This window comes from Actinoplanes sp. NPDC051388 (genome assembly GCF_055586225.1).
On sequence record NZ_JBVJIP010000002.1, the window covers coordinates 359235 to 384939 of the forward strand.

Consider the following 25705-nt stretch of genomic DNA (forward strand, 5'->3'; position numbering starts at 1 on the left):
ATAGCCAGCGCTTCCTTGCGGGGAGCAGAGCGGCTCTGCGGCCTGGCAGCCAGCGCTTCCTTGCGGGGAGCAGAGCGGCTCTGCGGCCTGGCAGCCAGCGCTTCCTTGCGGGGAGCAGAGCGGCTCTGCGGCCTGACAGCCAGCGCCTCCTCTCGGGAAACAGAACTGCTCTGCGACCCGAGAGGGCAGCGCTCCTCCCGGCGCCCCAGGCGTGTGAAAAGCAATCCCGGGCGTCGGCCGGGCTGGGGCGTTGCGTATGGGTGTGCAGAGCAAGCCCACCCGCCCGCCCACAGCTGGGGTGATTCGCACCCTGCTCCGAGCAGAGCCCACGCCCGCCTAGGACGCGGACTTGTCGTGCTCCGCGCGCAGCTCTTCGAGCTCGGCCAGCACGTCACGTGGATCGGCGCCCAGGTCGTGCATGCTGAACAGGAACAGCGCGTCGTCGGCGTCGATCTCCAGCAACTCCGTGCTGAGGCCGAGGCGTTCGCGGCGGTCCAGGCGTACCCGCTCGATCTGCGACCAGGGCAACCAACGACGGCGCGCGAAGCCGGCCACTGCCGTGACGCCCGACGCGTCCGCCGCGAGGCGGACCGGTGCGATCAGATCGCGCAGCGCCCAGATCCCCAGGCCGACCGCGACCGCGCCGGCCAGCACCCATTGCACCCGATCGTCGCGTCCGAAGGCGAAGACCAGCACGACGACCGCGACCGCGCCGAGACCCTTCGTCACCGGGAGGACCGGCTTGATCCGCCAGGGCTGTCCAGACATGTGACCCACTATGGCAGGCACGCGTACCGTCGAGAGCATGCGTGATGCGGTGATCGTCGGGGCGGTGCGGACGCCCGTCGGCAAGCGGAACGGTGGTCTGGCCGGCATCCATCCGGTGGACCTGTCGGCGCACGTGTTGCGGGCGCTGGCCGAGCGGTCCGGAGTTGAGCCCCGGCTCGTCGAGGACGTGGTGTGGGGCACCGTCATGCAGGTCGGCGAGCAGGCCTGGAACGTCGGCCGGAACGCGGTTCTGGCGGCCGGCTGGCCCGAGTCGGTGCCCGGCACGACGCTCGACCGGCAGTGTGGATCGAGTCAGCAGGCGCTGCACTTCGCGGCCGCGACCGTGCTCTCCGGGCAGGCCGATCTGGTGGTGGCCGGCGGCGTCGAGTCGATGAGCCGGGTGCCGATGGGATCTTCCGCACAGGGAGAGGATCCGTACGGTTCGGCGATTCTGGCCCGATACGGCACGAACAGCTTCAACCAGGGCGTGGGCGCCGAGATGGTGGCCGCACGCTGGGGCTTCACCCGGTCGCAGCTGGACGAATACGCTCTGGGCAGCCACGCCGCCGCGGCCAAGGCGCAGGACGCCGGCGACTTCGAGATGGAGATCGCCGACCTGCCGGATTGCGCGGAGGACGAGGGCATCCGGCGGGACACCACGATCGAGAAGCTGGCCGGGCTGAAGACGCCGTTCCAGGCCGACGGCGTGGTGACGGCCGGGTCCGCGTCGCAGATCTCGGACGGCGCCGCGGCCCTCGCGGTGACCACCTCGCGCTGGGCCGCGATGCACGGGCTGACCCCGCTGGCCCGGGTGCACACCGCCGTGGTCGCCGCCGACGATCCGGTGATCATGCTGACCGCGCCGATTCCGGCCACCCGCAAGGCGCTGGCCAAGGCGGGCCTCGCACTGGACGACATCGGGGTCTACGAGGTGAACGAGGCGTTCGCCCCGGTGCCGCTGGCCTGGCTCGCGGAGACCGGCGCGGACCCGTCCCGGCTCAACCCGCGGGGCGGCGCGATCGCGCTCGGTCACCCGCTCGGTGCGTCCGGCGCGCGGATCATGACGACGATGCTGCACCACATGCGACAGAACGGTGTTCGCTACGGCCTGCAGACGATGTGTGAGGGCGGCGGAATGGCGAATGCCACCATCGTCGAGCTTCTGTAATCCGATATTCAGAGGGTGACCGCCGAGACTTCGCTGTTCGGTCACCGTTAAACACCATATGGACGTCTTTTACCGTACGTTCCTCCTGACCGCCGCCGAAGCCGGCGTGGCAAATCCGACCGTCGGCCGTCACCTGCCCGTGTTCCGGCAGTGTGTCGACCCGGACGACGCCACCGTTCTGGTGACGCGTTGCTCTCTGCCGGACTCGCCCGCCTCCGGCGACTCCCTGATGTTGCTCACCACCCGGCGGCTGGTGGTGACCCGGGAGACCCGGGTGCTGCACCGGCTGCGGCTGCACCTGAACGCGAACCTGCGGCACCTGGCCCACGTCGCGTGGAGCCCCGACGAGCGCGACGCAACCGTGGAGATCTCGGCGACCGCGGTGGACGGGGTGCGGGAGCGGTTCCAGATGCGGGTGGCCCGGCCGGACCTCGTCTGGCACCTGGATGCGCTGCTCAAGCGCGTGTTCACCGAGCGCAAGCGGAACGTATCGCTGGCCGCCTGATCTTTAGTAGCGTCGGTGTGTGGAGAACGCATCGCAGACGCTGCATCGGCTGACGTCCTACTCGCCCGGTCGGGAGTGGACCGATCCCGATCCGGATCCGCTGATCGTGCAGGATCTCGAGGTCAACGACCTGGCACGGCTGCCCTGGTTCTTCAAGAGGTACCCGGCTTCGCTGCCCCGCGTACCGTTGCCGAAGGATCTTCCGGAGACCACCGCGCCGACGGTGTCGGTGCTGGCCGGCACCGCCGAGGTCGCGGCCACCGAGCTCGACCTGGCGCAGCTCGCCCGCCTGCTCTTTCTCGCCTCCGGCGTGGTGCGCACCTCGCAGCGCACCTATGGCGCCCATCTCTTCCGGGCCGCCGGATCGGCCGGCGGGCGATTCCCGCTGGAGCTCTATGTGAGCGTGCCGGCCGGGCTCGACCTGCCCGCGGGCGTGCACTGGTACGACCCGCAGGACCACGCGCTGGTGCGGATCGGCCCGCCGCCGCGCGCCGCCTCTCCGGCGATCATCACGACCGGCGTGCCGTGGCGCACCGGCTGGCGTTACCGCGAGCGCGGCTACCGGCACGTCTTCTGGGACGCCGGCACCATGCTGTCCCAGCTCCTCGCGGCGGCCGAGTCGGCGGGCATTCCGGCCGCGCTCTACAGCCGCTTCCCGGACGCCGAGGTGAGCAAGCTGGTCGGCGCGGACGGCGTGCACGAATGGCCGGTGGCGGTGGTCACGCTGGCCGGCGACGACCCGGCGGTCGAGGCGGGTGGCCCGGCCGAGGCCGGCGAGGTGGATGCCGCGCCACTTGAGTTTCCGCTGGTCACGAGCACCCAGCGCGCGGGCGACGAGACGTCCTGGGGTGCGGCGTGGCCGGAGGGTCTGCCGATCCGGGTGCCGGACGACAAGTCCGATCCGGTCGAGACGGTGATCCTGGCCCGCGGCTCGACGCGGCGGATGGATCCGAGCCGTGGCCTGCCGCTGAGCACGCTGACCACGTCGATGGAGATCGCGCTGCGCGGCATCGACCTCCCGCACTACGTCGCGGTGCACGACGTCGGCGAGATCGAGCCGGGCCTCTACCGCTGGCCGGCGCTGACCGAGGTGGTGCGGCCCGGGCCGTTGCGCGACGAGTTCTACCGCATCGCGCTGGATCAGGGCCTCGCCCGCGATGCGGCCTTCGTGGTCATCGCGGCCTCGTCGGTGGGCGCGCTCGATCCACGCGACTACCGCGACGCGCAGTTGGGCGCCGGCTTGGTGGAGGGCCGCCTGCACCTTCTGGGGTACGCGCTGGGCGCCGGCGCCACCGGCATGACCTTTTTGGACAGTGAGATGGAGGGCCTGCTCGGCGAGCCCCTGGACGGCCTGATCTTCACGTGTGTCGGTGTGCCCGACTACCGGTCCACCGCGGGCGGCAAGCCCGGCGCACCCACCGAGGTCAGCCTGGTCAGCCCGCGCGAATAGGCACAATGGTCCCGTGTGGTCCCACCTGTTTCCCGGCCTCGGTGATCGGATCTGGCTGAACACCGCCCACCAGGGCCCGCTGCCTGCTGTCGCGGTGGCCGCCGCCGAGCGGGCCATCGCCGAAAAGGCGGCTCCGCATCGCATCCCGGACGAGGCCTTCCAGGAGCGTCCGGCCCGGTTGCGCGGGCTGCTGGCCACGCTCGTCGGCGGCCAACCCGACGACGTCGTGCTGGGCAACAGCACCTCGCACGGCCTGCACCTGGTCGCCAACGGCCTGACCTGGCAGCCCGGGGACGAGGTGATCGTGGTGGAAGGCGACTACCCGGCCACGGTGCTGCCGTTCCTCGCGTTGCCCGGGGTCGAGGTGCGGGCGGTCCCCCGCGAGCGGCTGGCCGCGGCGATCGGGCCGCGCACCCGGCTGATGGCGGTCACCTGGGTGGACTCGTTCACCGGCGCGGTGGTCGACCTGGACGCCGTGGGCAACGCCTGCCGGGCCGCGGGGGTGCTCCTCGTCGTCAACGCGTCACAAGCGGTCGGCGCCCGGCCGCTGGACGTCGCTGCGACGCCGGTGGACGCGGTGTCGGCGTGCGGCTACAAGTGGTTGTGCGGCCCATATGGCACCGGCTTCAGCTGGATTCGGCCCTCCCTGCGGGAGCAACTGGCGCCGCGGCAGGCGTACTGGCTGGCGCAGCAGGCCGGCGGCGACCTCGAGCACATGCGCGACTACCGGGTCCGCGACCTCGGCGCGCGCGGCTTCGACGTCTTCTGCCCCGCGGCTTTCCTTAACAACGACCCGTTCGCCGCCTCGGTGGCCCTGCTCACCGAGATCGGGATCGGGCGGATCGCGGCCCACGACCGGACGCTGATCGAGGTCGCCCTCTCATCGGTCGACCGCGACCGCTGGGAGGTGCTCAGCCCGGCGGACTCCAACCTGCTGGTGCTGCGCCCGCGCGGCGCCGACGCGAAGGCGGTGGTCGCCCGCCTGGCTTCCGCCGGCATCGACGCGGCCAGCCGCGAAGGCAATGTGCGGCTGACCCCGCACCTGTTCAACACCGCCGACCAACTGCGCGAGGCCTGCGCGCTGCTGAACGAATCCTGACTGGCGGGGTTGCGCCGAAGATCGATGGTTGAGAAGGTCCGGCATGGACAACCCGATCGTTGTGGTGGGCGGCGCTCTCTGTGTCGTGTTCTCGATGATCATCGCGCTCGCCGTCGTCTTCGGTGTGCGCAACCGGCGGCTCGAGCGGGCGCGGATGCTGGACTGGGCCAACCGCAACGGCTGGGCCCTTTCGCTGTCGCCGAACGTCGACTGGGGACGGCAGCTGCCGGGCGGCAACCGCGACGGCGTGGGCCCGCTCTTCTCCACCGTGCTGCACGGCCGTCCGGTCAGCGTGGCGGAGTACTCGGTGACCGAGGCGATCGACAGCACGAACATCAACACCCACCACCACGTGGTCGTCGTCGCAGTGCTTCGCCGTCCCATCGCGCAGACGGCGGTCGAGCCTCGCGGGGCCGCCTCACGACTCAAGAACAGAATGTTCGGGCCGGGCGAGACGGCGACCGGGCATCCCGCCTTCGATCGAGCCTTCCGCATCCGCACCCCGGAGCCCGCGGCGCTGCGGCACTGGTTCACCCCGGAGTTGGTCGCCGCGCACGTGAGCGGCCGGGTCCCGACACCGTGGTCCGTCTACGGCACGGAACTGATGAGCCATCGCCCCGGCCGCCTCGAGCTTTCCGAGATCCCGGCGCACGCATCCACGATGCTGTTCCTGGCCTACCTGATCGACCCCTAGGTCTTACGCACAGCGGCGGTGAAGCCGGACACGAACAGCGCGGCGAACGCCCAGGCGAGCACCTGCAGCAGCCAACCGGCGGCGGTGAGCGCCTGGCCGGCGGCGGTGGCGGTGGGCGCGCACTGATCCCGGGCGCCGGTCTTGAGCAGCGGGGTGCCCAGATCGAGGCCGACGCCGACCTGCTCGAGCGCGCCGCACGCGGCCTTGGGGGTGGGGCTGCGGCTGGTGTGCGTGAGCCCGCCGTGCTGGCCGGCGGTGAGGGCCGCGGCGATGGAGAGCGCGAGCGCGGCGAGCAGCAGAAGCAGCGCGCGCCACGGTTGATAGCCGTAGCCGAGGGTCAGGCCGGTGATCCGCGCCCAGGTGCGGTCCCAGCCGGTGATCGCGCGGCGCTCGATCTGGTCGCGGCGCTGGGCCATGAGGATGGTGCGGACCTCGCGGTCGTGCCCGGCGGCGCGGTGCACGGCCGCCAGTTGCTGGTAGGGCTGTGCCGCATAGGACCGGGTCCGGTCGCGAAGCAGCGTCAACCAGCCGTCCACCGACGACGGCTGCGGAATGCCGCTGTAGGTGGCGCCGTCCAGCCCGACCAGCGGTCCCGGATCGTCGTCCGGCCGGATCAGCCGCGTGGCGTCGAGCCACAGCTCACCACCGACGGCGGCGCCGCGCAGGTCCACCAATGCCGATCGGCCGGAACCCTTCAGAGATCCGCTGCGCAGATAGAGGATCTGGTCGACCTTCAGGTATTCGGCGTGCAGGGCCGGCCCGCTCGCGTTCTCCATCCTGGCGCCGGTGCACTCCAGCAGCCCGAGATGGGCGCCGCTGAGCCGCACCGCACCCAGCGCACCCGCGCCGATCGCGACGAAACCCTGGTTGAAATAGGCGCTCTGCTGGACCCGCATGTAATCGGCCGCCAAGGCCGGCCCGGCGGGATTCTCGATGCGGGCCTCGCCGCACCCCAGCAGCGTGATCTGGGCGCCGATCAGCATGACGGCGCCGACCTTGCTGTTGCCGACGGCGGTGAATCCGTCCCGGAGGAACATCGCCTGCTCCACCCGCAGGCGGTCGGCGAACAACACGGTTCCGGAGTCGTTCCGCAGCTGTGCCCGATCGCAGTCCAGCACGCCGAGGCGAGCATCGACCAACTCCACCGTGGCACGGCCCGCGCCGGTCACCCGGGCACCGGCGAGCAGCAGATGACGGGCGGTGAACCCGGCGGCGCTGATGGGCGCCGTGGTCGAGCCGGCGGCCTGTTCGATCACCGAGTCGCTCAGGTCGAGGCCGGCCAGGCCGGCGTTGTTGAGGATGAGCCCACCGGGCAGGAAGCAGGCGGTCAAAGCCACGTCCAGCGAACTGGTGATGTTGCGCAGGTCGATGCGGCCGGCGATGCGGGCGCCGCGCAGGCTCAACCCGTGCGGATCCGGGTCGGGCGCCAGCCGCCCGCGCACGATGTCGCGGATCACCCGAGCCCGGATCGTGCGGTCGTCACCCCAGGACCGCATGGCGTCCTCGTCGACCGGCCCCGACCCGGCCAGATCCAGAATCCGCCCGGCGACCACCGCCTCGACGAGACGCGCCTCGACCGAGCTCAATGCGTATGCAGACTCCGACATCGGCACCAACGTAGTGCTTGCGGACGGGCGGCGAGGTCCCGGGCCGAACGGTGTCAGCGTCGGCCTCGAACGAGATGTGGGGCACGACGAAGCTGAAGATCCGAGGTCAAACGCCTGGTGGCCAGGTCGATGGAGATCGTCCGGTCCAAGGACCCCGGCACGATCGAATACTTTGTCTTCATCAACGCCGAGGGCACCAAATGCTTCGTCCACGAGCGCTACCGAGACCCGGCCGCCATTCAGCGGCCAGCGCTTTTAATAACGAAATCGAAGAGTACGCCCCCAAGATTCTAGAGTACCCACTGATCAGCGGATGCCCTCAGCGATCTCCTGCGAAACAGGCTGCCAGAACTCCCATACGTCATCGATCAACCTTTGTCCGGGGATAGTTTTTCCACTGAAACGGTAAGCCTCATACTCGGCTCGGACGTAAATCATCACACCCTCGACTCGGGCAATGCCGCGTCGTACCAGCACATCGACTGCTGTCTTGAAGTCGTCGCCCTTCAGAGATTGGCAACCTTGCAGCTTCATCATAAAAGCGCCTCGTTCGCCAGTATGCCCGTGCGTGCGAGTCAGGTTCATGAGCATCTTGAGGAATCGCACCGCGCGATCGCCTGGGTCAGCTGTCTTCGAGGGCAGTAGCGTTTCGCGATAATTCGTCCATGGGTAACGAAGAACCGCGCTCTCGGCGATGCGCAGTTCAAATTCTCCCGGCGACGGGTCGCGGGCGATGACATGTGGCAATTGAATGCTACGCTCAACCTCAATGACGACGCCGCTACTAGAGGAATCGGAGTCAGATTTAAGAGTTGGCCGGTGGGCAAATTCTAGCGTCTCTCCTTCAATGGTCAGATCTCGGCAATGAAGAAATAGGTCGGGACCAAGCACCTTGGGAATTCCCGAGCTTGGAATCCTTAAAGCTCCGGAGGTGGAGATAGTAAGGCCCTCCAGGGGGCCGAATAGTGTCAACTGCTGACTGGCTTCGGAGATAAGCGTGAGGTTGGTGTTCGAAGAAACGCCGGACCGGATCAGTCCGATCGACGCGTCGTACTGGCCCTCTCCCACCTCCGAGGCAGTCACAGACGCTAACGCGCCGCTGAACTCGCCCGCAGCAATTGAAGCATGCAGAGCCGCGAACTGCCACTCGTCGATAAACGGCTCGCCGTCTTCTAGCGCTACTAGGTCAAACAGCAGACTCGAATCGTTTCCAATCTCAATGAGACGACCATTGCTTATGGCCGTTCCGAAACGCCTAGATGCGATATACGCTGCGAAAACTGTGCTGGCCCATCTCAACTCATTGCGGAAAGGATGATCATTGAGGAAGGGCCGCACGCTGTCGACGTAGTCTTTTCGCAGCTTAGGATCCGTGATGTGAGACAAATCCGGGGCTTGCCCGCCCTCTAGATCGTGGCAGAGCCAATCGATCTGTTCATCTGGCGTGAACGAAAGTGATGGATCGATCCCGAGTTGGGTCGCAACCGGCTTCATCTTTCCCTGATCGCGAGCCAGTAGATCATCGAGGATCCGCTTTAGCTCTTGAAGGTGGCGGGACCCGCCTGCCTGCGTGCCGAATGTATTGGATACCGAGAAGTGATTCTCTTCTCGTAGAAGGACTGCGGCTACGGCGTCAAGTACAGGTGCGTACCCAGAAAATTCGTCGGCTGCTTGATTGGGAACCGAGCTAACAATGGATTTGAGCACGGCATCACGTGCCGCCTCATAATATGAGCCTTCAAGGACAGCCTCATTCTTGCTGCGCCGTCGCACTACGCCGTCGACATACTGAAGTCGCTCGGCCGGCCCAAAATGAGAGATCTCAAGCCATGCAATAGAGGAAACTGAGTCGGCCAGGTTCAGCCAGACTTCCTCCAAAATGCGTTCCCGGCCGAACAGGACGAATCTGCACCCATGACTCACAGCCTCGCTGATCGACTCAAGAAACTCATCCCAGGAGGTTCCAGATACGCGGGCTCTAGCCTCATCTAGTGAGTCAATTAGGATAACGGGAGAAGGCCCATCTCCAATTGCGGCTAGACCATCGGCTACATTCAAATAGCGACCGAGAGTGAATTGAAGAGATGTGCCGCTGACGGCCTTGTCTTCTTCCAACTTCCATAGAGGGGTACTCAACCGGCGAGACAGCTCCTCAGCTGACCGACTCTTACCAGCCGCCCCACGTGCGGAGACCAGGATCACCGGCGATGCAAGGTCATCGAGACCTCCCTGCACTACGAGCTGAGGATTCACGAAGAAGTTTTCAGTCCTGAAAATGCAGAAGCTTTTCTGGGCACTCCCCTCCATCGCCCGACCTGCAAGCGCCGCGGCCAACGACGGAAATGAAACCTGGGTATCCACCGCCTAATTCCATCGCACTGGATCGTGAGAATCAAGCAGAGGCGTGCGCCAGCCTTCACGGCAGTCACCTGTCATCTTCCGATGAACAAGACGCTTAGCCTTGGAGAGGTAGCCACGGATCGTTGCGCACAACTGCGTTCGCATCCCGAGCAGCCACGCTAGGTCGCGTGGAGGCTAGGCCGCCGAACTTTGGGCCGCATGTGGGCAGCGGTGCCAGTCCGAGCAAGATTGAGTGAGACCGAGTGAGATCGACGCCGGTACGGCAAGAGTCCCCTCCGCCGAGCGTTCGCGCTGGTCATAGGGGCCTTCTGCGTACTTGGAGCGGAGGGCGTGGGATTCGAACCCACGGAGACGCGGAACGCCTCACCGGTTTCAAGACCGTGCGCTACGAGCCGCTGAACTGCTGAAATACGGACAGTTGCACGGACGTTGTCGCGCCCTGATCGCACGCTCCTGTTTCAGCGATGATCCCGCCACGGCAGACGAGAACGATCGCGAGACCGCGTTAGCTCAGCTCGGTCGAGGTCTTGCCCTCAGGCGGGCGGCCGGCGACGCCGGTCGAACAGCTCCCACGCCTTCGCGGTGAGGTCAGTCGCAACGATGAGCATCATGGCGAGCGCGTTGAGCCCGGCGGTGATCTGCAGGTATCCGACGCCGGCCGGAGCGCCCGGAAGTGCAACGGTCTTCGGCACCGTGAGGGTGGCCCACAAGTCGCCGTGTGCGATGCCGCTCCCTACCTGCCACATCGCTTTGGCCAGCGTCGACCCGGATTCGACCTCCGCGCCCGCGACGCCGACGATCTCGCCCCAGCCCGCGGTCTGCAATGATTTCTTCACGTCCAGGCCCTGTGCCGTCGCGATGGCACGGAGGTCGTCGAGGCGCTCTTCGAGGGTCCGCGGACCTGGACTACCAATGAGGGTTTTGAGCTTCTCGCTGGCGCGGATGTCGCCAGCCGCGTGGCCGAGCCGCCGGACGATACGGTCCGATCCGGAGTCAGGTACGAGCATCCACACCGCGGTCGCCGCATTCTCAATCGCAGCACGCAGGAGCGTGTAAGGCGCGTACAACTGGAGGTGGACGCGGTCGCCGAAGGCCAGTCGTAGCATCTGAAGGTGGTCGACAGCATGGCCGATGGCGATCCATGCGGCGTGGCTCAGGCGGTAATTGCCCAGCGCGAGGTCGGCGCTGGCAAGGTCGCTGGCCGGGGCGACGTCGAATCCCGTGCCTGAGCCGTCTAGCCGCTGAGCCCAGAGCGCGACCCGTCCGAGCTCCAGGTAGATGACCTTGAGTGCGTCCTCGTCCGCCTTGTCCATTTGCGGCACCGTAGTCGTGACCCGTTCCTCTAGCGACGGATTTCGGTTCGTCCAAGCGGCCAGCTCGGCAGGCTCTTCACTCGTACGTGCGCCGAGGCATCAAGCCATTCCGAACGCGTATTGCCCAGAGGCGCGTCACAGCCTGAGCGGAGCTGGCTGGCCTCCGGCCGGCTCTCTATCTGCATCAATATGGCAGCCTGGTGGCCTGTAGCAGAGAGTCTGGCAGGAATATACTCGCTGTCACTTCCGCGTGCGAGGGGACAGCTCGTTGATCAATACGTCGCTGACTGGACGGCTTAGAAACACGCCACTTCAGCCGCATCATGGCCTCTTCCCGCTCTTCGAAGCCGTCGTCAACTCGATCCAATCGATCGACGAGACCTATCAAGATGCTGGTGTCGGCGAGATCATGATACGGATAGTTCGCAGCGCACAGGGCGCGTTGGATCTAAAGCTTCCCGGCAAGCAACCTCAGGAACCGATTGTCGAATTCGCTATTCACGACAATGGTGCTGGCTTCACTGAAGCAAACATGCATTCGTTTGAGACTCTCGATACCGATTACAAGATTGGAAAGGGATGCCGAGGCGTCGGTAGGCTTCTTTGGTTGAAGGCCTTTCGGCGAGTAGAGGTGGAGAGTGTCTTCGACGATCAAGGCACGGCGATGATGCGCACCTTCACCTTTACCGCAGCCGACGGCGTTTCCAACCATCAATTGTATAAGGCAGAACACGACAAAACCTACACGCAGGTGCGTCTCATCGGATTCAACAAGAGATACCAGCAAGGCTCTCACAAGAAGGCTTCGACGATAGCAAGGGACCTCTTGGAGCACTGCCTATGGTACTTCGTGCGAGCCGGAGGCGCCCCCAATATGATCGTCTTCGACGATAATGATGTTCTTCAGCTACAAGCGCAGTTCGACGAATACATGCGATCCTCATCGCAGTCCGAACAATTCAGGGTCGGAGCGCACTCGTTCGATCTGATTCACCTGAAGCTAAAGACTTCCGCCAAAAGTAAGCCTACTTTGAAGTGGTGTGCCGCGAATCGGGTCGTCGAAGATGAACCAATTTCTGGCAAGATTCCAGGGCTTCATGGCGCGCTATCGGACGATGAAGGCGAATTTGTCTATTCGGGCTATCTTACGTCGTCTTATCTAGATGAACATGTAAGGCCGGAGAGAACCGACTTCGACCTCCCCGAGGTGCGCGACGAAGTGCCACAGGAGGAGGTGGACACCTCGGAACTCATTCCGTCGATCGAGCTAACAAAGGCCGGCATTCGAGAAGCTGTCCTCACGCGCGTAGAAAGCTACCTCCGTGAAAGCCTCGTTGCGGCGCGGGCTAAAGGGCATGCAAGAGTGGCGTCCTTCGTAAGCCAGAAGGCTCCGCGATATCGGCCTGTGCTCAATCGCCTAAATGAGACTGGTCTTAGCGTGAACCCAAGTTTGAGCGACAAAGACCTGGAACTCGAACTACACAAACGGCTGACCGATTTAGAAGCCGAAATTCTAAGAGAAGGCCAGGAGGTTCTGGGCGAAGCCATCCTAGACCTTACGGATGAAGAATATGTTAAGAGGCTTGACGACTACTTGGCTAAGGTGGAGGACGTCAAGAAATCTGATCTTGCGGCCTACGTTTCCCGCCGAAAGCTCATTCTGGATCTTTTGCAGCAGGCCATTGGTAAGAAGGACGACGGGAGGTACAACAGAGAAGACTACATCCACAACCTCCTCATGCCGATGCGCACGACATCCGATGACGGCTCGCTTCGGGCGAGCAATCTTTGGATAGTCGATGAGCGGCTTGCATTTCACAACTTCCTTGCGTCCGACAAGACCTTGAAGTCTATGTCCATCACTGGGTCTGAGTCCTTGAAGGAACCCGACCTTTTGGCGTTGCAACTGACGGATACGCCGGTGCTCGTCGGAGAAGGCGGACGGCCTGGCTGGGCTGCCCTCTCTATCATCGAGATCAAGCGACCGATGCGTAACGATGCCGCCTCCGGATCCGACAAGGATCCTATTGAGCAATGTTTGGAATACCTTCAGAAGGTCCGAGATGGTGGAGTTCTGACGCCGGCGGGAAGGCCGATACCGAACGCTGATTCGATTCCCGGATTTTGCTACGTGATTGCCGACATAACTCCGTCTCTTGAGCGACGCTGCAAGATCCATCAATTGAACAAGACCGCCGACGGTTCCGGGTACTTCGGATACCAGAATGCATACGACGCGTACATCGAGGTAATTTCCTTCGATAGACTGCTGGATGTCGCGAACCAGCGCAACAGAGCCTTCTTTGACGTCATTGGACTGCCGAGCACTTAAGATCATCCATTTTGATTTATGTGCCGCATTTTATCCCTGTGACGGGGGCAAGCGTGCCGGAAGGCGTGGCACCCAATCGAGGAATCTGTCGTCAAGGTCAGTCAGAAGTTCACCGTTGTTTGCGAAGTCATCGAAGGCGTCCCACTTCTGGAGGGCGAGGTACAGCAGGAGCTGCCCGAGGCAGTTGGCGTACTCAGTCAGTAGGTCCGTCTTCGCGCCAGCGCATGGCCATGTCTCCCCACACCTGCTGCACTCCCACTCCGGTCGCGTCGATGTGTGTTCCTGCTTGCCTTCCATCGCGGTGGCGCTCACCGGAGAAGGCCGACAATGACAGCGATGATCAGGAAGAAGTAGGGGGCAAGGGAGAGCAGCCGCCATGTCGAGCGTCTGCGCTGCGGTGCCGGGCTGGGGACGGTCTCGGACGGCAGTCCGTGAGGATCGGGAGCTGAAGCACCGGGCGAAGACGGCGACCAGGCTGGTTCCCGCAGCGCCCATCCTGGTCCGGGCGCTCCGCTGGCACATCGCGGAACACGTGAAGACGGGCGACGGCCGCCTGTTCGTCACCCGAGGCTACGGCGGCGGCCCGGTCTCGAAGGAGACCTACGCGCGAGTGTGGCGCACTGCCCGCAAGAAGGCGTTCACGCTTGCTGAGCAGAGGTCGCCGCTCGCCCGGCGACCTTACGACCTGCGACACGCTGCGGTGTCCCTGTGGCTCAACGCGGGGGTGCCCGCCACTCAGGTGGCCGAGTGGGCGGGTCACAGCGTGAACGTCTTGCTCAAGGTCTACGCCAAGTGCATCGAGGGGGAGGACGAGGCGGCTCGGCGTCGCATCGCGGTGGCGCTTGGCGACCTCTGACCTGGGCTGATGCCCGAGGTTCGTTGTCGCGCATTCGTCGCAAGTAGTGAGATCAAGCGAGTCACAGCGAGATCGAATGAGACCGAGCGATCACTAAGACTGAGCCCCGCTGGCCGGTGTCCGCGCTGGTCAGCGGGGCTTTCTGCTGTTCAGGATGCGGAGGGCGTGGGATTCGAACCCACGGAGACGCGGAACGCCTCACCGGTTTTCAAGACCGGCGCCATCGGCCACTAGGCGAGCCCTCCCGTTATGGCTGGTTCAGTCTGCCAGATCCGGGCGCGTCATCCGCAGTGCGGGCAGACTGGCACCATGCACGCCATCGTGATCGAAGCGCCCGACTCGCTCGGATGGGTCGAGGTGCCTGACCCCGAGCCGGCCGACGGGGAAGTGATCGTCGACGTCACCGCCGCGGGCGTCAACCGGGCCGACGTCTCGCAACGCCAGGGGCACTATCCGCCGCCCGCGGGCGCGTCCGCGTACCCGGGATTGGAATGCTCCGGAGTGATCAGCGCGATCGGGCCCGGGGTGAGCGACCACGCGGTGGGCGAGCGGGTTTGTGCTCTTCTCGCCGGCGGCGGCTATGCCGAGAAGGTCGCGGTGCCGGCCGGGCAGCTGCTGCCGATTCCGCGCGGGCTGTCCGTGCAGGAGGCCGCCGCGCTGCCCGAGGTGGCCGCGACGGTCTGGTCGAACGTCGTCGACATCGCCCGGCTGCGGCAGGGGAGGACGCTGCTGGTGCACGGCGGCGGGGGCGGCATCGGGACGTTCGCGGTGCAGCTCGGCAAGGCGTTCGGGGTGACCGTCATCGTGACCGCGCGCAAGGCCAAGCACGACGCGCTCACCAAGCTCGGCGCCGACCTGGTCATCGACTACACCGACACCGACTTCGTGGCCGCGACCAAGGACTTCACCGACGGGCGGGGCGCCGACGTGGTGCTCGACATCATCGGCGCCAAATATCTGCGGCAGAACATCGAGGTGCTCGCCTCGGACGGGCGCATCGCCGTCATCGGCATGCAGGGTGGCCGCACCGGCGAGCTGGACCTGGGTGCGCTGATGATGAAGCGGGGGTCGCTCTCCGCGACCACCTTGCGCGCGCGTCCGCTCGCCCAGAAAGCCAGGATCGTGCGAGGGGTACGCGACCAGGTGTGGCCGCTCGTCGACGCCGGCGCGATCAAGCCGATCATCGACACCACGATGCCGATGTCCGAGGCGATGCAGGCCCACCGCCGCATGGAGGCCAGTGACCACCTCGGCAAGATCCTGTTGCTCGCTTAGGAGCCGAGGAGGGTCCGCGGCCCGGAACCCGTCGCCGCCAACCGGTCCTGCGGGTTGATCAGCGTGCACCTCTTCATCGACAGGCAACCGCAGCCGATGCACCCGGTGAGCTGGTCGCGCAGCCGCTCCATCAGCACGATGCGGTCCTCCAGCTTCTTGCGCCACCGGGCGGACAGCCGCGACCAGTCCGCCTTCGTCGGCGTGCGGTTCTCCGGCAGCGCCGCCAGCGCCTCCCGTATCTCGTCGAGCGACACCCCGACCTGCTGCGCGATCCGGATGAACGCCACCCGGCGCAGCTCACTGCGCTGATAACGGCGCTGGTTGCCGCCGGTGCGGGTGGACCGGATCAGGCCCTCCCGCTCGTAGTAACGCAACGCCGATGACGCCACGCCGCTGCGCGCGGCGAAGTCGCCGATAGTAAGCAGTTCCACAGTTCCCCCGGCTTGCCTTAAACCTCACTTCAACTTGCACTCTAGCGACATGACCGTTACCGCGACGAACATCGATCTGCTGGGCCGGTATCTGACCCGGCTGACCGGCGACGAGAAGCACGCACCCAGCGCCAACTCCACGCTCGACGTGCTCTGGGTGCTCTACGACCGCATCCTGCGGATCACCCCGGAGACCGTGGACGCTCCGGACCGCGACCGCTTCCTGCTCTCCAAGGGGCACGGGCCGGCCTCCTACTATGCGGTGCTGGCCGTCAAGGGCTTCATCCCGGAGGCCTGGCTGGACGACTTCGGGGGGCGGGACAGCCACCTCGGCGGCCACCCGGACCGCACCATGATCCCGGGCGTGGAGATCGGCACCGGATCGCTCGGGCACGGGCTCGGCATCGGCGTCGGCACCGCCCTGGGCCTGCGCGCGCAGGGACTGCTCGACGCGCGGGTCTTCGTCCTGCTCGGCGACGCGGAGCTCGACGAGGGATCGAACCACGAGGCCATCGCGTACGCCGCGGCGACCGCTCTGCCGATCACCGCGATCGTCATCGACAACCAGTCGGCGACCCACGGCTGGCCCGGCGGCATCGCGGCGCGGTTCACCGGCTGGGACGTGTCCATCGTGGACGGCCGGGACCGGGTCGCGATCGAGATGGCCTTGCAGCGCAGGGATCGGGATCGCCCGCACGTGGTGATCGCCAACGTCGAGAAGAAGGGCAGCTAGCCATGCGGGACACCTTTGTCGCCACCACCACCGCGCTGCTGGAGGAGGATCCGCGCACCGCCGTGGTGCTCGCGGACATCTCCGCGGACGCGTTCGAGCCGGCCATGCGCAGGCATCCGGACCGGGTGCTCAACGTCGGCATCCGCGAGCAGTTGATGGCCGGGGTGGCGGGCGGGCTCGCGCTCACCGGCATGCGGCCCTACCTGCACTCGTACGCGCCGTTCCTGGTCGATCGCGCCTACGAGCAGCTCAAGCTCGACCTCGGACATCAGGGCACCGGCGCCGTGGTGGTCAGCGTCGGCGCCTCCTATGACTCCTCGACCTCCGGGTTCACCCACCACTCGCCGGGCGACGTGGCGCTCTTCGACACCCTGGACGGCTGGACCGTGCACGTGCCCGGTCACCCGGACGAGGTGCCGCCGCTGCTGCGCGCCGCCGCGGGCAACGACGACCGGATCTACGTGCGGCTGTCCGCGCAGGAGAACGGGCGGGCCTACGGCGCCGGGCCGGAGATCCAGGAGATCCGCGGCGGCTGGGCGGGCGCGCCGGTGGTGCTGGCGGTCGGCCCGATGCTCGACCCGGTGCTCGCCGCGGTCGCCGACCTGGACGTCACGGTGGCGTACACGCTGACGCCGCGCCCGCTGGACGCGTCCGGCCTGCGCCGCCTGGTCAGCCGGGACGTGATCGTGGTGGAGCCCTATCTGCGCGGCACCTCCAGCCGGCAGGTCGCCGAGGCGCTCGGCGACGTCCCGCACCGGGCCCTGCACCTGGGCGTGGGCCGCACCGAGGTGCGCCATTACGGCAGCCCGGCGGACCACGCGCGCACGCACGGCCTGGACCCGGAGGGCCTGCGGCGCTCGATCACCGATTTCCTGAGTTAAGAATGGACACATGGAATCGGTCTGGGACTATCCGCGGCCGCCGCGCGTCGAGCCGGCCGCCGGGCGGGTGCGCATCGTGCACGCCGGCGTGGTCGTGGTGGACACCGACCGGGCGTGGCGGGTGCTGGAGACATCGCACCCACCGGTCTACTACGTGGCGCGCGCCGACGTGCGCCCGGACGCGCTCGCCGCCGTCTCCGGCCAGACGTTCTGCGAGTTCAAGGGCATGGCGAGCTACTGGGACCTGGTGGTCGGCGGGACCCGGGTGCCGCGGGCGGGCTGGTCCTACGAGCAGCCGAGCCCGGGCTTCGAGGTGCTGACCGGCGCCGTCGCCTTCTATCCGGGCCGGGTCGACGAGGCCTCGATCGGCGGCGAGGTGGTGCGCCCGCAGGAGGGCGATTTCTACGGCGGCTGGATCACCGCGGACATCGCCGGGCCGTTCAAGGGCGCCCCCGGCACCGCCGGTTGGTGAGCGCTCCCCACCGCCCCGGACGGCTAAACGTCCCGCGCTCAAGTTAAATCTTTTGTGCGAATCGCCGGGAACAAATTCGCGATTCTGCACGAGACGAATGCCATTCTGTGCTCACATGGTCGACGGAATTACCCACAGCATGCCCGGGTTCCCATCTCTGTTTCCAACGGCGGAAGCGGTAAACACCCAATGGGATTCGCGTGAGTGCCCCGGGCCGAGCACGGAGGCTATCCTGTCCCGTCCGTCCACTCGGCGTGCGCTGACTGCCGGCGCCATTGTTCTTGCCGTTATCGCGCCCTCCGCCGACTTCGCCGATCGTCCGGCCGAGGCCGGAGCGCCACCGCAGAGCAGTGCGGAATCGTCTGGTTTCAAGCTGCCTGTCACGCTGGCGAAGCGCCCGGAACGTGCTTCGCGGGGTGTTGTCCGTCGTCCGGTCCCGGCTCGTCCGGTCGCCCGGCGAGGTGCGATGAAGGCGGCCCCGGTGCAGGTCAAGCGGGTGGTCCGCAAACAAAACCCCACTCGCGTACGCGATTCCGAGTCGCACCCGGAAAGCCGCAGTGTGGCCCGCCGGAGTGTCCCCAAGCGCACCAAGGTCGAGCGGCGAATCAAGCGGGTCGCCGGCCGGGAAATGGGTGCCGCACGATCGGGCATGTCCGCGGTGGTGGCCTATGCCCGCTCACAACTCGGCAAGCGTTACGGCGCCGGTGGCGAAGGCCCGCGTTACTTTGACTGCTCCGGTTTCACCAAGAGCGCGTACGCGCGGGCCGGGATCAGTCTGCCGCATTCCTCAGGCGCTCAGGCGGCCCGTGCGCGGGGCATTTCCCGCGCCGCGGCACGCCCCGGCGACCTGGTGGTCGGACCCGGTCACGTCGGCGTCTACATGGGCGGCGGCATGATGATCGACGCGGGCAACAGCCGCACCGGTGTGGTCTATCGCAAGCTCTATCGGGGGCTGCGCGTGGAGAGGTTCTGAATCGGGTCGCGTGAACCGGACAACCGGGCCAGAATCGCCTGATGATCACCGACCACTGGCCGCTGTTCGGCCTGCGCCTGAGCACGCCACGCCTGGAGCTGGTGGTGCCCGGCCCGGCGGAGCAGGCCGGCCTCGCCGACACCGCCGCGGCGGGCATCCACGACCCGGCGACCATGCCGTTCGTGACGCCGTGGACCGACGACGGGCCGGAGAAGACCGCCCGCAACGTGCTGCAGTGGCTGTGGTCGACCTGGGCGAGCTGGGCGCCGGAGAGCTGGCAGCTGCAGTTCGTGGTGCTGGCCGAGGGCACGGTGATCGGCACCCAGTCGGTCGGCGCCAAGCAGTTCGCGGTGCTGCGCGAGGTGAACACCGGCTCCTGGCTGGGCCAGGCCCACCAGGGCAAGGGATACGGCACCGAGATGCGCGCCGCCGTGCTGCACCTGGCGTTCGAGGGGCTGGGCGCGGAGTTCGCCACCTCGGAGGCGTTCGACCACAACGCGGCGTCCTACGGGGTGTCGCGGCGGCTCGGTTACGCGGACGACGGGATCGCCCGGCACGTGGTGCGCGGGGAGACGGTCGTGGGGCGGCGGGTGCGTCTGGATCGGGCGTCGTGGGCGGTGGCGCGCCGCGTACCCGTGGAGGTTGCCGGTCTTGACCCTTGCCTGCCGATGTTCGGTCTTGACCGGACCGCTTGAATTCGTCCGCCGCCTGCCGATGGGGAGCGCGGAGCCTCTAGATCTAGACCTTCGGCAGGGTGACTCGGACCGTCGTGCCCATCCCCGGCTCGCTGTCCACCCGGATCGTGCCGTGGTGCGCGTCGACGATCGAGCGCACGATGGCCAGCCCGAGCCCCGGGCCCGGCGCGGCCATCTGGTCGGCGGCGGCGCTGCGGAAGAACCGGTCGAACACGTGCGGCAGGTCGGCCGCCGGGATGCCCAGCCCGTCGTCGGTGATCACCAGCGCGGGCTCGTCGCCGGCGCTCGCGTCCACCACGATCTCGCCGCCCGCCGAGGTGAACTTGATCGCGTTCACCACCAGGTGGTTCAGCGCCTGACCGAGCCGCTTGGCGTCACCGCGGGCCGGCACCGGGCTCTCGGTGCGGTCGCGCAGCTTTATCTCCTTGTGGTCGGCGAGCGGCCGGCACGCCGACGTCACGTGGTGGGCCAGCTCGGCGAGGTCCACCTCGGCCAGGTCGAGCTGCACGCCGTCCTCGGTGAGCCGGGCCACCAGCAGCAGGTCGTCGATCAGCCGCAGCAGCCGGTCGGAGTTGCGCTGCATGACGGACAGGAAGCGGCGCGAGGTCTCGGCGTCGAACTCGTCGTCGAGCAGCATTTCCAGATAGCCGCGGATCGACGACAGCGGCGTACGCAGCTCGTGGCTGACGCCGGCCAGGAACGAGTCCTTCATCCGGTCGACCTGCCGCAGCCGGTCCGCGATCTCCCCGGCGTGCCGGGCATAGCGCCGCAGCTCGAGCTGCACCGAGGCGTGCCGGGCCAGGCTGCGCAGCGCCCGGCGCTGGGCCGACGTCAGCTCGCGCGGCACGTGGTCGACGACGCACACCGTGCCGACCGAGTGGGTGCCGTCGAGCACCACCGGCGCGCCGGCATAGAAGCGGACGGCGTCCTCGCCGAGCACGAACGGGTTGTCCGCGAACCGGTGATCCAGGGTCGCGTCCGGCACTTCGAGCAGCTCGTGGCCGTGGATGGTGTGCGCGCAGAACGACAGGTCCCGGTGGCATTCGTCGAGGTCCAGCCCGATCTTCGCCTTGAACCACTGCCGGTCGGTGTCGACCAGGCTGACCAGGCCCATGGGGGTGCCGCAGATCTCCGAGGCGAGCAGCGCGATGTCGTCGAAGTCCTCTTCCGGCGCGGTGTCGAGCACCTGAGCATCGTGCAGCGCGGCCAGCCGGGCCGGCTCGTCCTCGGGCAGGGGCGCTCTCACCCTCAGATGTTCGCACCCCGGTTGGATGGAATCAGCCGACTTTGCCTACATGGCAGTCGGCGCCCGTCCCGGGGGACGAGCGCCGACTTGCGGTCGCCGGCGGGCAGACCGATCACCACCGGGCACGAGGATCTTCGCCGTTCGCACCCGGTCGGATGTATGACAGAAGTGTCGCCTGGCGCAGGCCTTGCCTCGCGCACCCGCTGTGCGCTTCTCCCAGGTCTCTGTCAGGTGACTCCCAGCAGGCCGCAATCGCCCCGCAAGGACGACGACACGAGGAGCGATTACGTTCGGTCGGAGCGGGAAACACTTTCACCGTTGGTTGTCTGCCCGGAAGGACCTCAGCATGAGCCTTGACCGCGCCACCGCCCCGGACCCGTACGACCTTCTGCCCGCGGTGCCGTCCTTCACGGTGACCAGCACGGACATGGCCGACGGCAAGGCGCTCGACGAGATGTTCGCCCATCCCAGCGTGGGCGGAAAGAACCTGTCGCCACAGCTGGCCTGGTCCGGCTTCCCGGCGGAGACCCGCGGCTTCGTGGTGACCTGCTTCGACCCGGACGCGCCCACCGGCAGCGGCTTCTGGCACTGGTCGCTGGTCAACCTGCCGGCCTCGGTCACCGAGCTGGAGCGTGGTGTCGACCCGTTGCCCGAGGGAGCCTTCTGCGTGCGCAACGACTACGGCGACCAGAACTACGGCGGCGCCGCGCCGCCGCCCGGCGACCGCCCGCACCGCTACGTCTTCGCGGTGCACGCGCTCGACGTCGACCTGCTCGAGGTGAGTCCGGAGGCGACGCCCGCCTATGTGGGCTTCAACCTGGCCTTCCACACGCTGGCCCGGGCCACGATCCGGCCGACGTTCCGGGTCGCCGGCTGATTCTCGGCATGCAAAGGCCGCCCGGCTAGAACCGGGCGGCCTTTGTGCGTCTGGATCAGCGGGGCGTGCGCGCCACCACGAAGACCGACTGTCCGAACGGCGGCTTCACGATCGACTCGGCGGCCTTGGTGACCGGCAGCACCACGCTGTCGTAGACCTTGACCATCGGGCCCTCCTTGGGCGCCAGCTTGAAGATGCTGGTCGCGCCGTAGTAGCCGATCAGGCCCAGGGCGTTCGCGTAGTGCAGCTTCTCGATCTCGAGGCCGGCCTCGGTCATCGCGGCCCGCATCGTCTTCTTCGTGTAACGCCGGATGTGGCCGGTGGCGATGTCGACCTGGCTCATGGCGAACATGAAGGCCGGCACGATCAGGACCACGCGGCCGCCCGGGCGGACCAGCTCGGCCATGCTGCGCAGCGCGCCGACGTGGTCCTCGATGTGCTCGAGGACGTTGTAGGAAACCGCGGCGCTGAACTCGCCGGCGGCCTCGGTGGTCGGCAGCAGCATCTGCCGCACGTCGATGTTGGCGTGATCGGCGAGGCGCTCCTTGAGCTGCACCAGCCGGTCGGGGTCGGCCTCGGTGGCGGTGAACCGCGGAAGGTGCTCGGCCCACTCCAGGGCGTAGTCACCCAGCCCGCTGCCGATCTCGATCGGGTTGTCACCGAGGTAGGGGAGCGCGAGCTCGACGAACCAGCGGCGGTGGTTGACCGCAGTCGCGAGGCCCTCGAGGACCTCCGACTGGATCCGCTGGTCTCCGGTGATGTCTGCCATAAGTAAGCTTCCCTCGTCTTGCCTATCCGAGCTGACAGCGGGACCGGTCTACTTAACCATCCGCAGTCGAGCTACGAAAGTTGAGCGGGGCGTGACCGGTCTTTTTTTGCCTGATTGAGACATTGCCCAGTGGGTACCCCTGCGAGGTTGGCTTCACGCTAAACACACAGAGATATCGGCTCGATCACGCATGGGCCGCCCGTCACAACTCCGTTACCAACCTCGGTTAGGCTCGCCGATGCTATGACGATTACGGGTATTGACTCTTCAGGCCAGTCGGCCGGCGGGAACGCCATGCGTCCCCGCGATGTGGCCGAGGCCGAGGATCTCGACGCGGAGTTGCTGGGCCTCGACACCGGCGTGACCAGCCCGCCGATCTCGGTCATACCCGCTGCTGAGCCCGAGGCAGAGCCCGGTTCGAGAGCCCGCATCTGGCGCGCTCTCACCTGGCGAGATGTGCTCGCAATTCTGTCATTCGTTGCGGTAGCGCTGTTCATCACCGCACCGTTGTGGCTCCATCTTGATCATGAGTTGCGTGATGATCCACAGGATCAGGCATTCTTTGAGTGGATGATGGCGCACGGTGCACGCGTCATCACGGATGGCGCTTATCCGTTCTTCTCCGATCGCATGAATTACCCCGACGGGGTGAACATGATGGCCAACACCTCGGTGTTGGCCGTTTCCCTGCCGATGGCGCCGATCACACTTCTGTTCGGCCCGCATGTGGCGTTCAACTTATTTCTTACTCTCGCGTTGGCAGTCACCGGGACTTCATGGTATTTGGTGCTTTCCCGGGTGTTCGTGTCGTCCCGACTCGCGGCGTGGGTGGGCGCTCTCTTCTGCACCCTCGCGCCGAGCATGGTGTCGCACGCCGGCGGTCATCCGAACATCGTCTCGCAATTCCTGGTGCCGCTGATCATCTGGCGCTGCCTGGCCCTCCGCGCCCCGGGCAAGGCCCTGCGCAACGGGCTGATCCTGGCCGCGCTGCTGGTGTGGCAGGCGTTCATCAATCTCGAAATCCTTTTCATGACCGCGGTCGGACTCGGCATCTTCTGCGCGGTCATGGCCTATTCACGCCGGCACACCCATCGTGGCGAGACGACGAACTTTCTCCGCGGTCTGGGCATCGCGGCGATGGTCTCCCTCGCGGTGCTCATGTACCCGCTCGCGGTGCAGTTCTTCGGCCCGCAGAGCTATCACGGGCTGCCCCAGTTCGTCCGTAACTTCGGCGCGGATCTCGGTTCCTTCACGGCGTACGCCAGTCGTTCGGTGGCGGGCAATGAACTGACCGCGGAGCGCCTGGCGCAGAACCCGGCGGAGGAGAACGCGTTCTTCGGCTGGGGTCTGGTCATCCTCTTCCTCGGCCTGCTGGTGTGGCTGCGGCGCAGCGTCGCGGTGGTCACCATGGGCGGCATCGCGCTGCTCTTCGCTGCCATGTCGCTCGGCCCGCGCATCTTCCTGAACGGCATCAACACCGGCGTCCCCGGCCCGTGGTCGCTGCTGCACAGCGTGCCGGTGCTCAACTCGGCGGTGCCCACCCGCTGGGCGATGGCGATCGCGCCGGTGGTCGGCATCGTGCTGGCGATCGGCTGCCAGCGCGCGATCGACCTGGCGCGCACCCAGCCGTCGGCCCGCGGCCCGGTGCGGGTGGCGATGATCACAGCGGTGGCGATGGCCCTGGTGCCGCTCGCGCCGACCCCGGTGCGCAGCATGCCGATGACCCCGGTGCCCGAGTTCGTGACCTCCGGCCAGTGGCGCGAATACGTGGACGACAACCACACGGTCGTCGCGCTGCCGCTGCCCGACTCGGGATATCCGGACCCGCTGCGCTGGACCGCGTACACGCGCCAGGAGATGCGGATCGCGGGGGCATATGCGCTGCTGCCCAACCAGAACCCACTGGACCCGACCGACCGCACCGCGCTGTTCTCGCCGCCGTGGCGGCCCACCAGCGGCCTGATGGCTTCGATCCGGCAGGGCAACCCGACGCCGGAGATCACCGACACCCGGCGCGAGATGACGCTGGCCGACCTGCGCTATTGGAACGCCGGCGTGATCGTCCTGCAGCCGCAGGTGCGTGACGTGGAGATGCTGCGGGCGATGACCGACCTGCTCGGCTTCGAGCCGACCTGGCAGGGCGGCGTCTGGACGTGGAACGTGCGGGCGCTGGTCGACAACCCCAACTCGGTGCTGACCGGCCCGACCATCAGCTGAGTGGCAGCGGGCTCACTGCTTGATGCAACAGCCCTTGCAGACCTTGGGCTGCGGCAGGGTGAAGGCCAGGCAGCAGGTCTTGCGCTGCACGTCGAGCTTGCCGTTGTGGCCGGGCACCAGCTCGATCAGGTCGTTCACGCCGAGCGCGCCCAGCAGCGTGTCGATGCTCTCGGCGGATGAGCCGGGCAGCACGTCGGCCGACCGCAGCACCGCATAGGCCACGCCCGAGGACAGCGAGCCGAGCAGAGTGCGCTTGCCGAGCCGCACCCGGCCGTGGATCGCGTCGAGCAGCGGGTCCAAGTGCTCGTCGAGCAGCGAAGAACGCAGCTCGGCCAGCAGCGCGGCCTCGTCGGCGACGACCTTGACCTGGGGCAGGCCGCTCAGCGCCAGCGGGTCGCTGGGGAGCACCGCGACCGGGATGTCGGCGCTCAGGCCGATCGTCACCAGCGGCCGCGGGTCGTCGAAGTGCATCAGCACGTGCTGCGCGGTGAGCAGCGGCACGCGCCGGGCCGACGCCCAGCCGAGCACGGCGGGCAGGGTGAGCCAGTAGGTGTAGGCCTTCCAGGCCAGCGCGGCGGCGGCGTGTGGCTGCGCGTCCCACCTGCGGCGGGCCGAGTCGAGCAGCGTGTCGAGCGCCGGGCCGGCCAGGTCAGCAGTGGGCAACCAGCCGGTCGCGTCGGTGACCATCAGATCGGGCGCGAGCCCGGGCAACTGGGTGCTGGTGCCGAACATCGCCCGCAGGGTCGCGGTCACCGGGGCGAGTGGTTGATCACCGCGAGTGACCACTCCACGGTCCAGCGCGGTGGTCACCGGGCGCCGCGGGAGTGCCGCTTCGTCTGCTGGATCACCGCTGTCACCTCGCCACGTCGCGTCGTCGGGGGCCTCCAGATCAACCACCGTACCTTGTTAAGGCTAACCTAACCACGCGACCTCCGCGGACCGATGGCCGCCCCCCAACAGGTGTTTCTCCTCCGAATACCCGA

Annotated in this window: 23 protein-coding genes, 1 tRNA gene and 1 pseudogene; 16 read left to right on the top strand and 9 right to left on the bottom strand. The window is 67.0% G+C overall.

Going from position 1 to position 25705, the window contains the following annotated elements:
- Positions 1–336: 336 nt before the first annotated feature.
- Entirely contained in the window at positions 337–768 is a 432-nt protein-coding gene (locus tag ACZ6TI_RS05875; RefSeq protein ID WP_465343845.1) for a PH domain-containing protein, read from the bottom strand.
- Positions 769–805: 37 nt separating this feature from the next.
- Here ACZ6TI_RS05875 and ACZ6TI_RS05880 point away from each other — a divergent pair, with 37 nt between their 5' ends.
- From ACZ6TI_RS05880 to ACZ6TI_RS05900, 5 genes are read left to right on the top strand one after another with little or no spacing between them, the layout of a single operon-like run.
- A complete protein-coding gene (locus ACZ6TI_RS05880; protein WP_465343846.1) occupies positions 806–1936 on the top strand; it encodes an acetyl-CoA C-acyltransferase in 1131 nt (376 codons plus the stop codon).
- 58 nt (positions 1937–1994) lie between these two features.
- Positions 1995–2441: a hypothetical protein gene (locus ACZ6TI_RS05885; RefSeq protein ID WP_465343847.1), complete on the top strand. Its 447-nt coding sequence runs from the start codon at positions 1995–1997 to the stop codon at positions 2439–2441.
- A 19-nt stretch (positions 2442–2460) separates the two neighbouring features.
- Complete coding sequence (locus tag ACZ6TI_RS05890) at positions 2461–3891, top strand: hypothetical protein (protein ID WP_465343848.1); 1431 nt, start codon at positions 2461–2463, stop codon at positions 3889–3891.
- Between the two features lie 13 nt (positions 3892–3904).
- Positions 3905–4990 carry an aminotransferase class V-fold PLP-dependent enzyme gene (locus ACZ6TI_RS05895; protein ID WP_465343849.1) on the top strand — a complete coding sequence of 362 codons (1086 nt, stop codon included), beginning with the start codon at positions 3905–3907 and terminating at the stop codon, positions 4988–4990.
- Between the two features lie 43 nt (positions 4991–5033).
- Entirely contained in the window at positions 5034–5684 is a 651-nt protein-coding gene (locus ACZ6TI_RS05900; protein ID WP_465343850.1) for a hypothetical protein, read from the top strand.
- Here ACZ6TI_RS05900 and ACZ6TI_RS05905 read toward each other — a convergent pair.
- A complete protein-coding gene (locus ACZ6TI_RS05905) occupies positions 5681–7291 on the bottom strand; it encodes a hypothetical protein (RefSeq protein WP_465343851.1) in 1611 nt (536 codons plus the stop codon). The two genes, ACZ6TI_RS05900 and ACZ6TI_RS05905, sit on opposite strands and share 4 nt — an antisense overlap.
- A 111-nt stretch (positions 7292–7402) precedes the next feature.
- Between ACZ6TI_RS05905 and ACZ6TI_RS05910 the strand changes: the two are divergent.
- A pseudogene (locus ACZ6TI_RS05910) lies at positions 7403–7585 on the top strand (hypothetical protein); the annotation flags it as partial.
- A gap of 12 nt (positions 7586–7597) precedes the next feature.
- Here ACZ6TI_RS05910 and ACZ6TI_RS05915 read toward each other — a convergent pair.
- Together ACZ6TI_RS05915 and ACZ6TI_RS05920 are read right to left on the bottom strand one after the other, a co-directional pair.
- On the bottom strand, positions 7598–9652 hold the full coding sequence (locus ACZ6TI_RS05915) for a hypothetical protein (RefSeq protein WP_465343852.1): 2055 nt from the start codon (positions 9650–9652) through the stop codon (positions 7598–7600).
- 533 nt (positions 9653–10185) lie between these two features.
- Positions 10186–10965, bottom strand: a complete 780-nt coding sequence (locus ACZ6TI_RS05920) for a hypothetical protein (RefSeq protein ID WP_465343853.1) — start codon at positions 10963–10965, stop codon at positions 10186–10188.
- Between the two features lie 268 nt (positions 10966–11233).
- Between ACZ6TI_RS05920 and ACZ6TI_RS05925 the strand changes: the two genes are divergently transcribed.
- Together ACZ6TI_RS05925 and ACZ6TI_RS05930 are read left to right on the top strand one after the other, a co-directional pair.
- Entirely contained in the window at positions 11234–13297 is a 2064-nt protein-coding gene (locus tag ACZ6TI_RS05925; protein WP_465343854.1) for a hypothetical protein, read from the top strand.
- A gap of 376 nt (positions 13298–13673) precedes the next feature.
- Positions 13674–14153, top strand: coding sequence for a hypothetical protein (locus ACZ6TI_RS05930; protein WP_465343855.1), 480 nt, complete (start codon positions 13674–13676; stop codon positions 14151–14153).
- Positions 14154–14310: 157 nt separating this feature from the next.
- Here the strand turns inward: ACZ6TI_RS05930 and ACZ6TI_RS05935 are convergent.
- Positions 14311–14398: transfer RNA gene (locus ACZ6TI_RS05935), tRNA-Ser, on the bottom strand.
- Positions 14399–14462: 64 nt separating this feature from the next.
- On the opposite strand from ACZ6TI_RS05935, the gene ACZ6TI_RS05940 reads away from it, so the two are divergent.
- Positions 14463–15428, top strand: a complete 966-nt coding sequence (locus tag ACZ6TI_RS05940; RefSeq protein WP_465343856.1) for an NAD(P)H-quinone oxidoreductase — start codon at positions 14463–14465, stop codon at positions 15426–15428.
- Here ACZ6TI_RS05940 and soxR read toward each other — a convergent pair.
- Positions 15425–15859: a redox-sensitive transcriptional activator SoxR gene (gene soxR / locus ACZ6TI_RS05945; protein WP_465343857.1), complete on the bottom strand. Its 435-nt coding sequence runs from the start codon at positions 15857–15859 to the stop codon at positions 15425–15427. The two genes, ACZ6TI_RS05940 and soxR, sit on opposite strands and share 4 nt — an antisense overlap.
- A gap of 49 nt (positions 15860–15908) precedes the next feature.
- On the opposite strand from soxR, the gene ACZ6TI_RS05950 reads away from it, so the two are divergent.
- The 5 genes from ACZ6TI_RS05950 to ACZ6TI_RS05970 all read left to right on the top strand — a co-directional run bounded on the left by ACZ6TI_RS05950 (position 15909) and on the right by ACZ6TI_RS05970 (position 19613).
- Positions 15909–16592 (top strand): thiamine pyrophosphate-dependent enzyme, encoded by a 684-nt coding sequence (locus ACZ6TI_RS05950; RefSeq protein ID WP_465343858.1) that lies wholly within the window; start codon positions 15909–15911, stop codon positions 16590–16592.
- A 2-nt stretch (positions 16593–16594) separates the two neighbouring features.
- A complete protein-coding gene (locus ACZ6TI_RS05955; protein ID WP_465343859.1) occupies positions 16595–17473 on the top strand; it encodes a transketolase family protein in 879 nt (292 codons plus the stop codon).
- Between the two features lie 10 nt (positions 17474–17483).
- Positions 17484–17945, top strand: a complete 462-nt coding sequence (locus tag ACZ6TI_RS05960; protein WP_465343860.1) for a DUF427 domain-containing protein — start codon at positions 17484–17486, stop codon at positions 17943–17945.
- Between the two features lie 466 nt (positions 17946–18411).
- Complete coding sequence (locus tag ACZ6TI_RS05965) at positions 18412–18918, top strand: C40 family peptidase (protein WP_465343861.1); 507 nt, start codon at positions 18412–18414, stop codon at positions 18916–18918.
- 41 nt (positions 18919–18959) lie between these two features.
- A complete protein-coding gene (locus tag ACZ6TI_RS05970; protein WP_465343862.1) occupies positions 18960–19613 on the top strand; it encodes a GNAT family N-acetyltransferase in 654 nt (217 codons plus the stop codon).
- 43 nt (positions 19614–19656) lie between these two features.
- Here ACZ6TI_RS05970 and ACZ6TI_RS05975 read toward each other — a convergent pair whose 3' ends face one another.
- A complete protein-coding gene (locus ACZ6TI_RS05975; protein ID WP_465343863.1) occupies positions 19657–20859 on the bottom strand; it encodes a GAF domain-containing sensor histidine kinase in 1203 nt (400 codons plus the stop codon).
- A gap of 346 nt (positions 20860–21205) precedes the next feature.
- On the opposite strand from ACZ6TI_RS05975, the gene ACZ6TI_RS05980 reads away from it, so the two are divergent.
- Positions 21206–21736, top strand: a complete 531-nt coding sequence (locus ACZ6TI_RS05980; protein ID WP_465343864.1) for a YbhB/YbcL family Raf kinase inhibitor-like protein — start codon at positions 21206–21208, stop codon at positions 21734–21736.
- Positions 21737–21791: 55 nt separating this feature from the next.
- Here the strand turns inward: ACZ6TI_RS05980 and ACZ6TI_RS05985 are convergent, their stop codons facing one another.
- The gene (locus ACZ6TI_RS05985) at positions 21792–22505 is read right to left on the bottom strand and encodes a class I SAM-dependent methyltransferase (RefSeq protein ID WP_465343865.1); all 714 of its coding nucleotides are present in this window, start codon (positions 22503–22505) and stop codon (positions 21792–21794) included.
- A 243-nt stretch (positions 22506–22748) separates the two neighbouring features.
- Here ACZ6TI_RS05985 and ACZ6TI_RS05990 point away from each other — a divergent pair, with 243 nt between their 5' ends.
- The gene (locus tag ACZ6TI_RS05990; RefSeq protein WP_465343866.1) at positions 22749–24722 is read left to right on the top strand and encodes a DUF6311 domain-containing protein; all 1974 of its coding nucleotides are present in this window, start codon (positions 22749–22751) and stop codon (positions 24720–24722) included.
- A 12-nt stretch (positions 24723–24734) separates the two neighbouring features.
- Here the strand turns inward: ACZ6TI_RS05990 and ACZ6TI_RS05995 are convergent, their stop codons facing one another.
- Positions 24735–25454 carry a hypothetical protein gene (locus ACZ6TI_RS05995; RefSeq protein WP_465344295.1) on the bottom strand — a complete coding sequence of 240 codons (720 nt, stop codon included), beginning with the start codon at positions 25452–25454 and terminating at the stop codon, positions 24735–24737.
- Between the last annotated feature and the right edge of the window lie 251 nt (positions 25455–25705).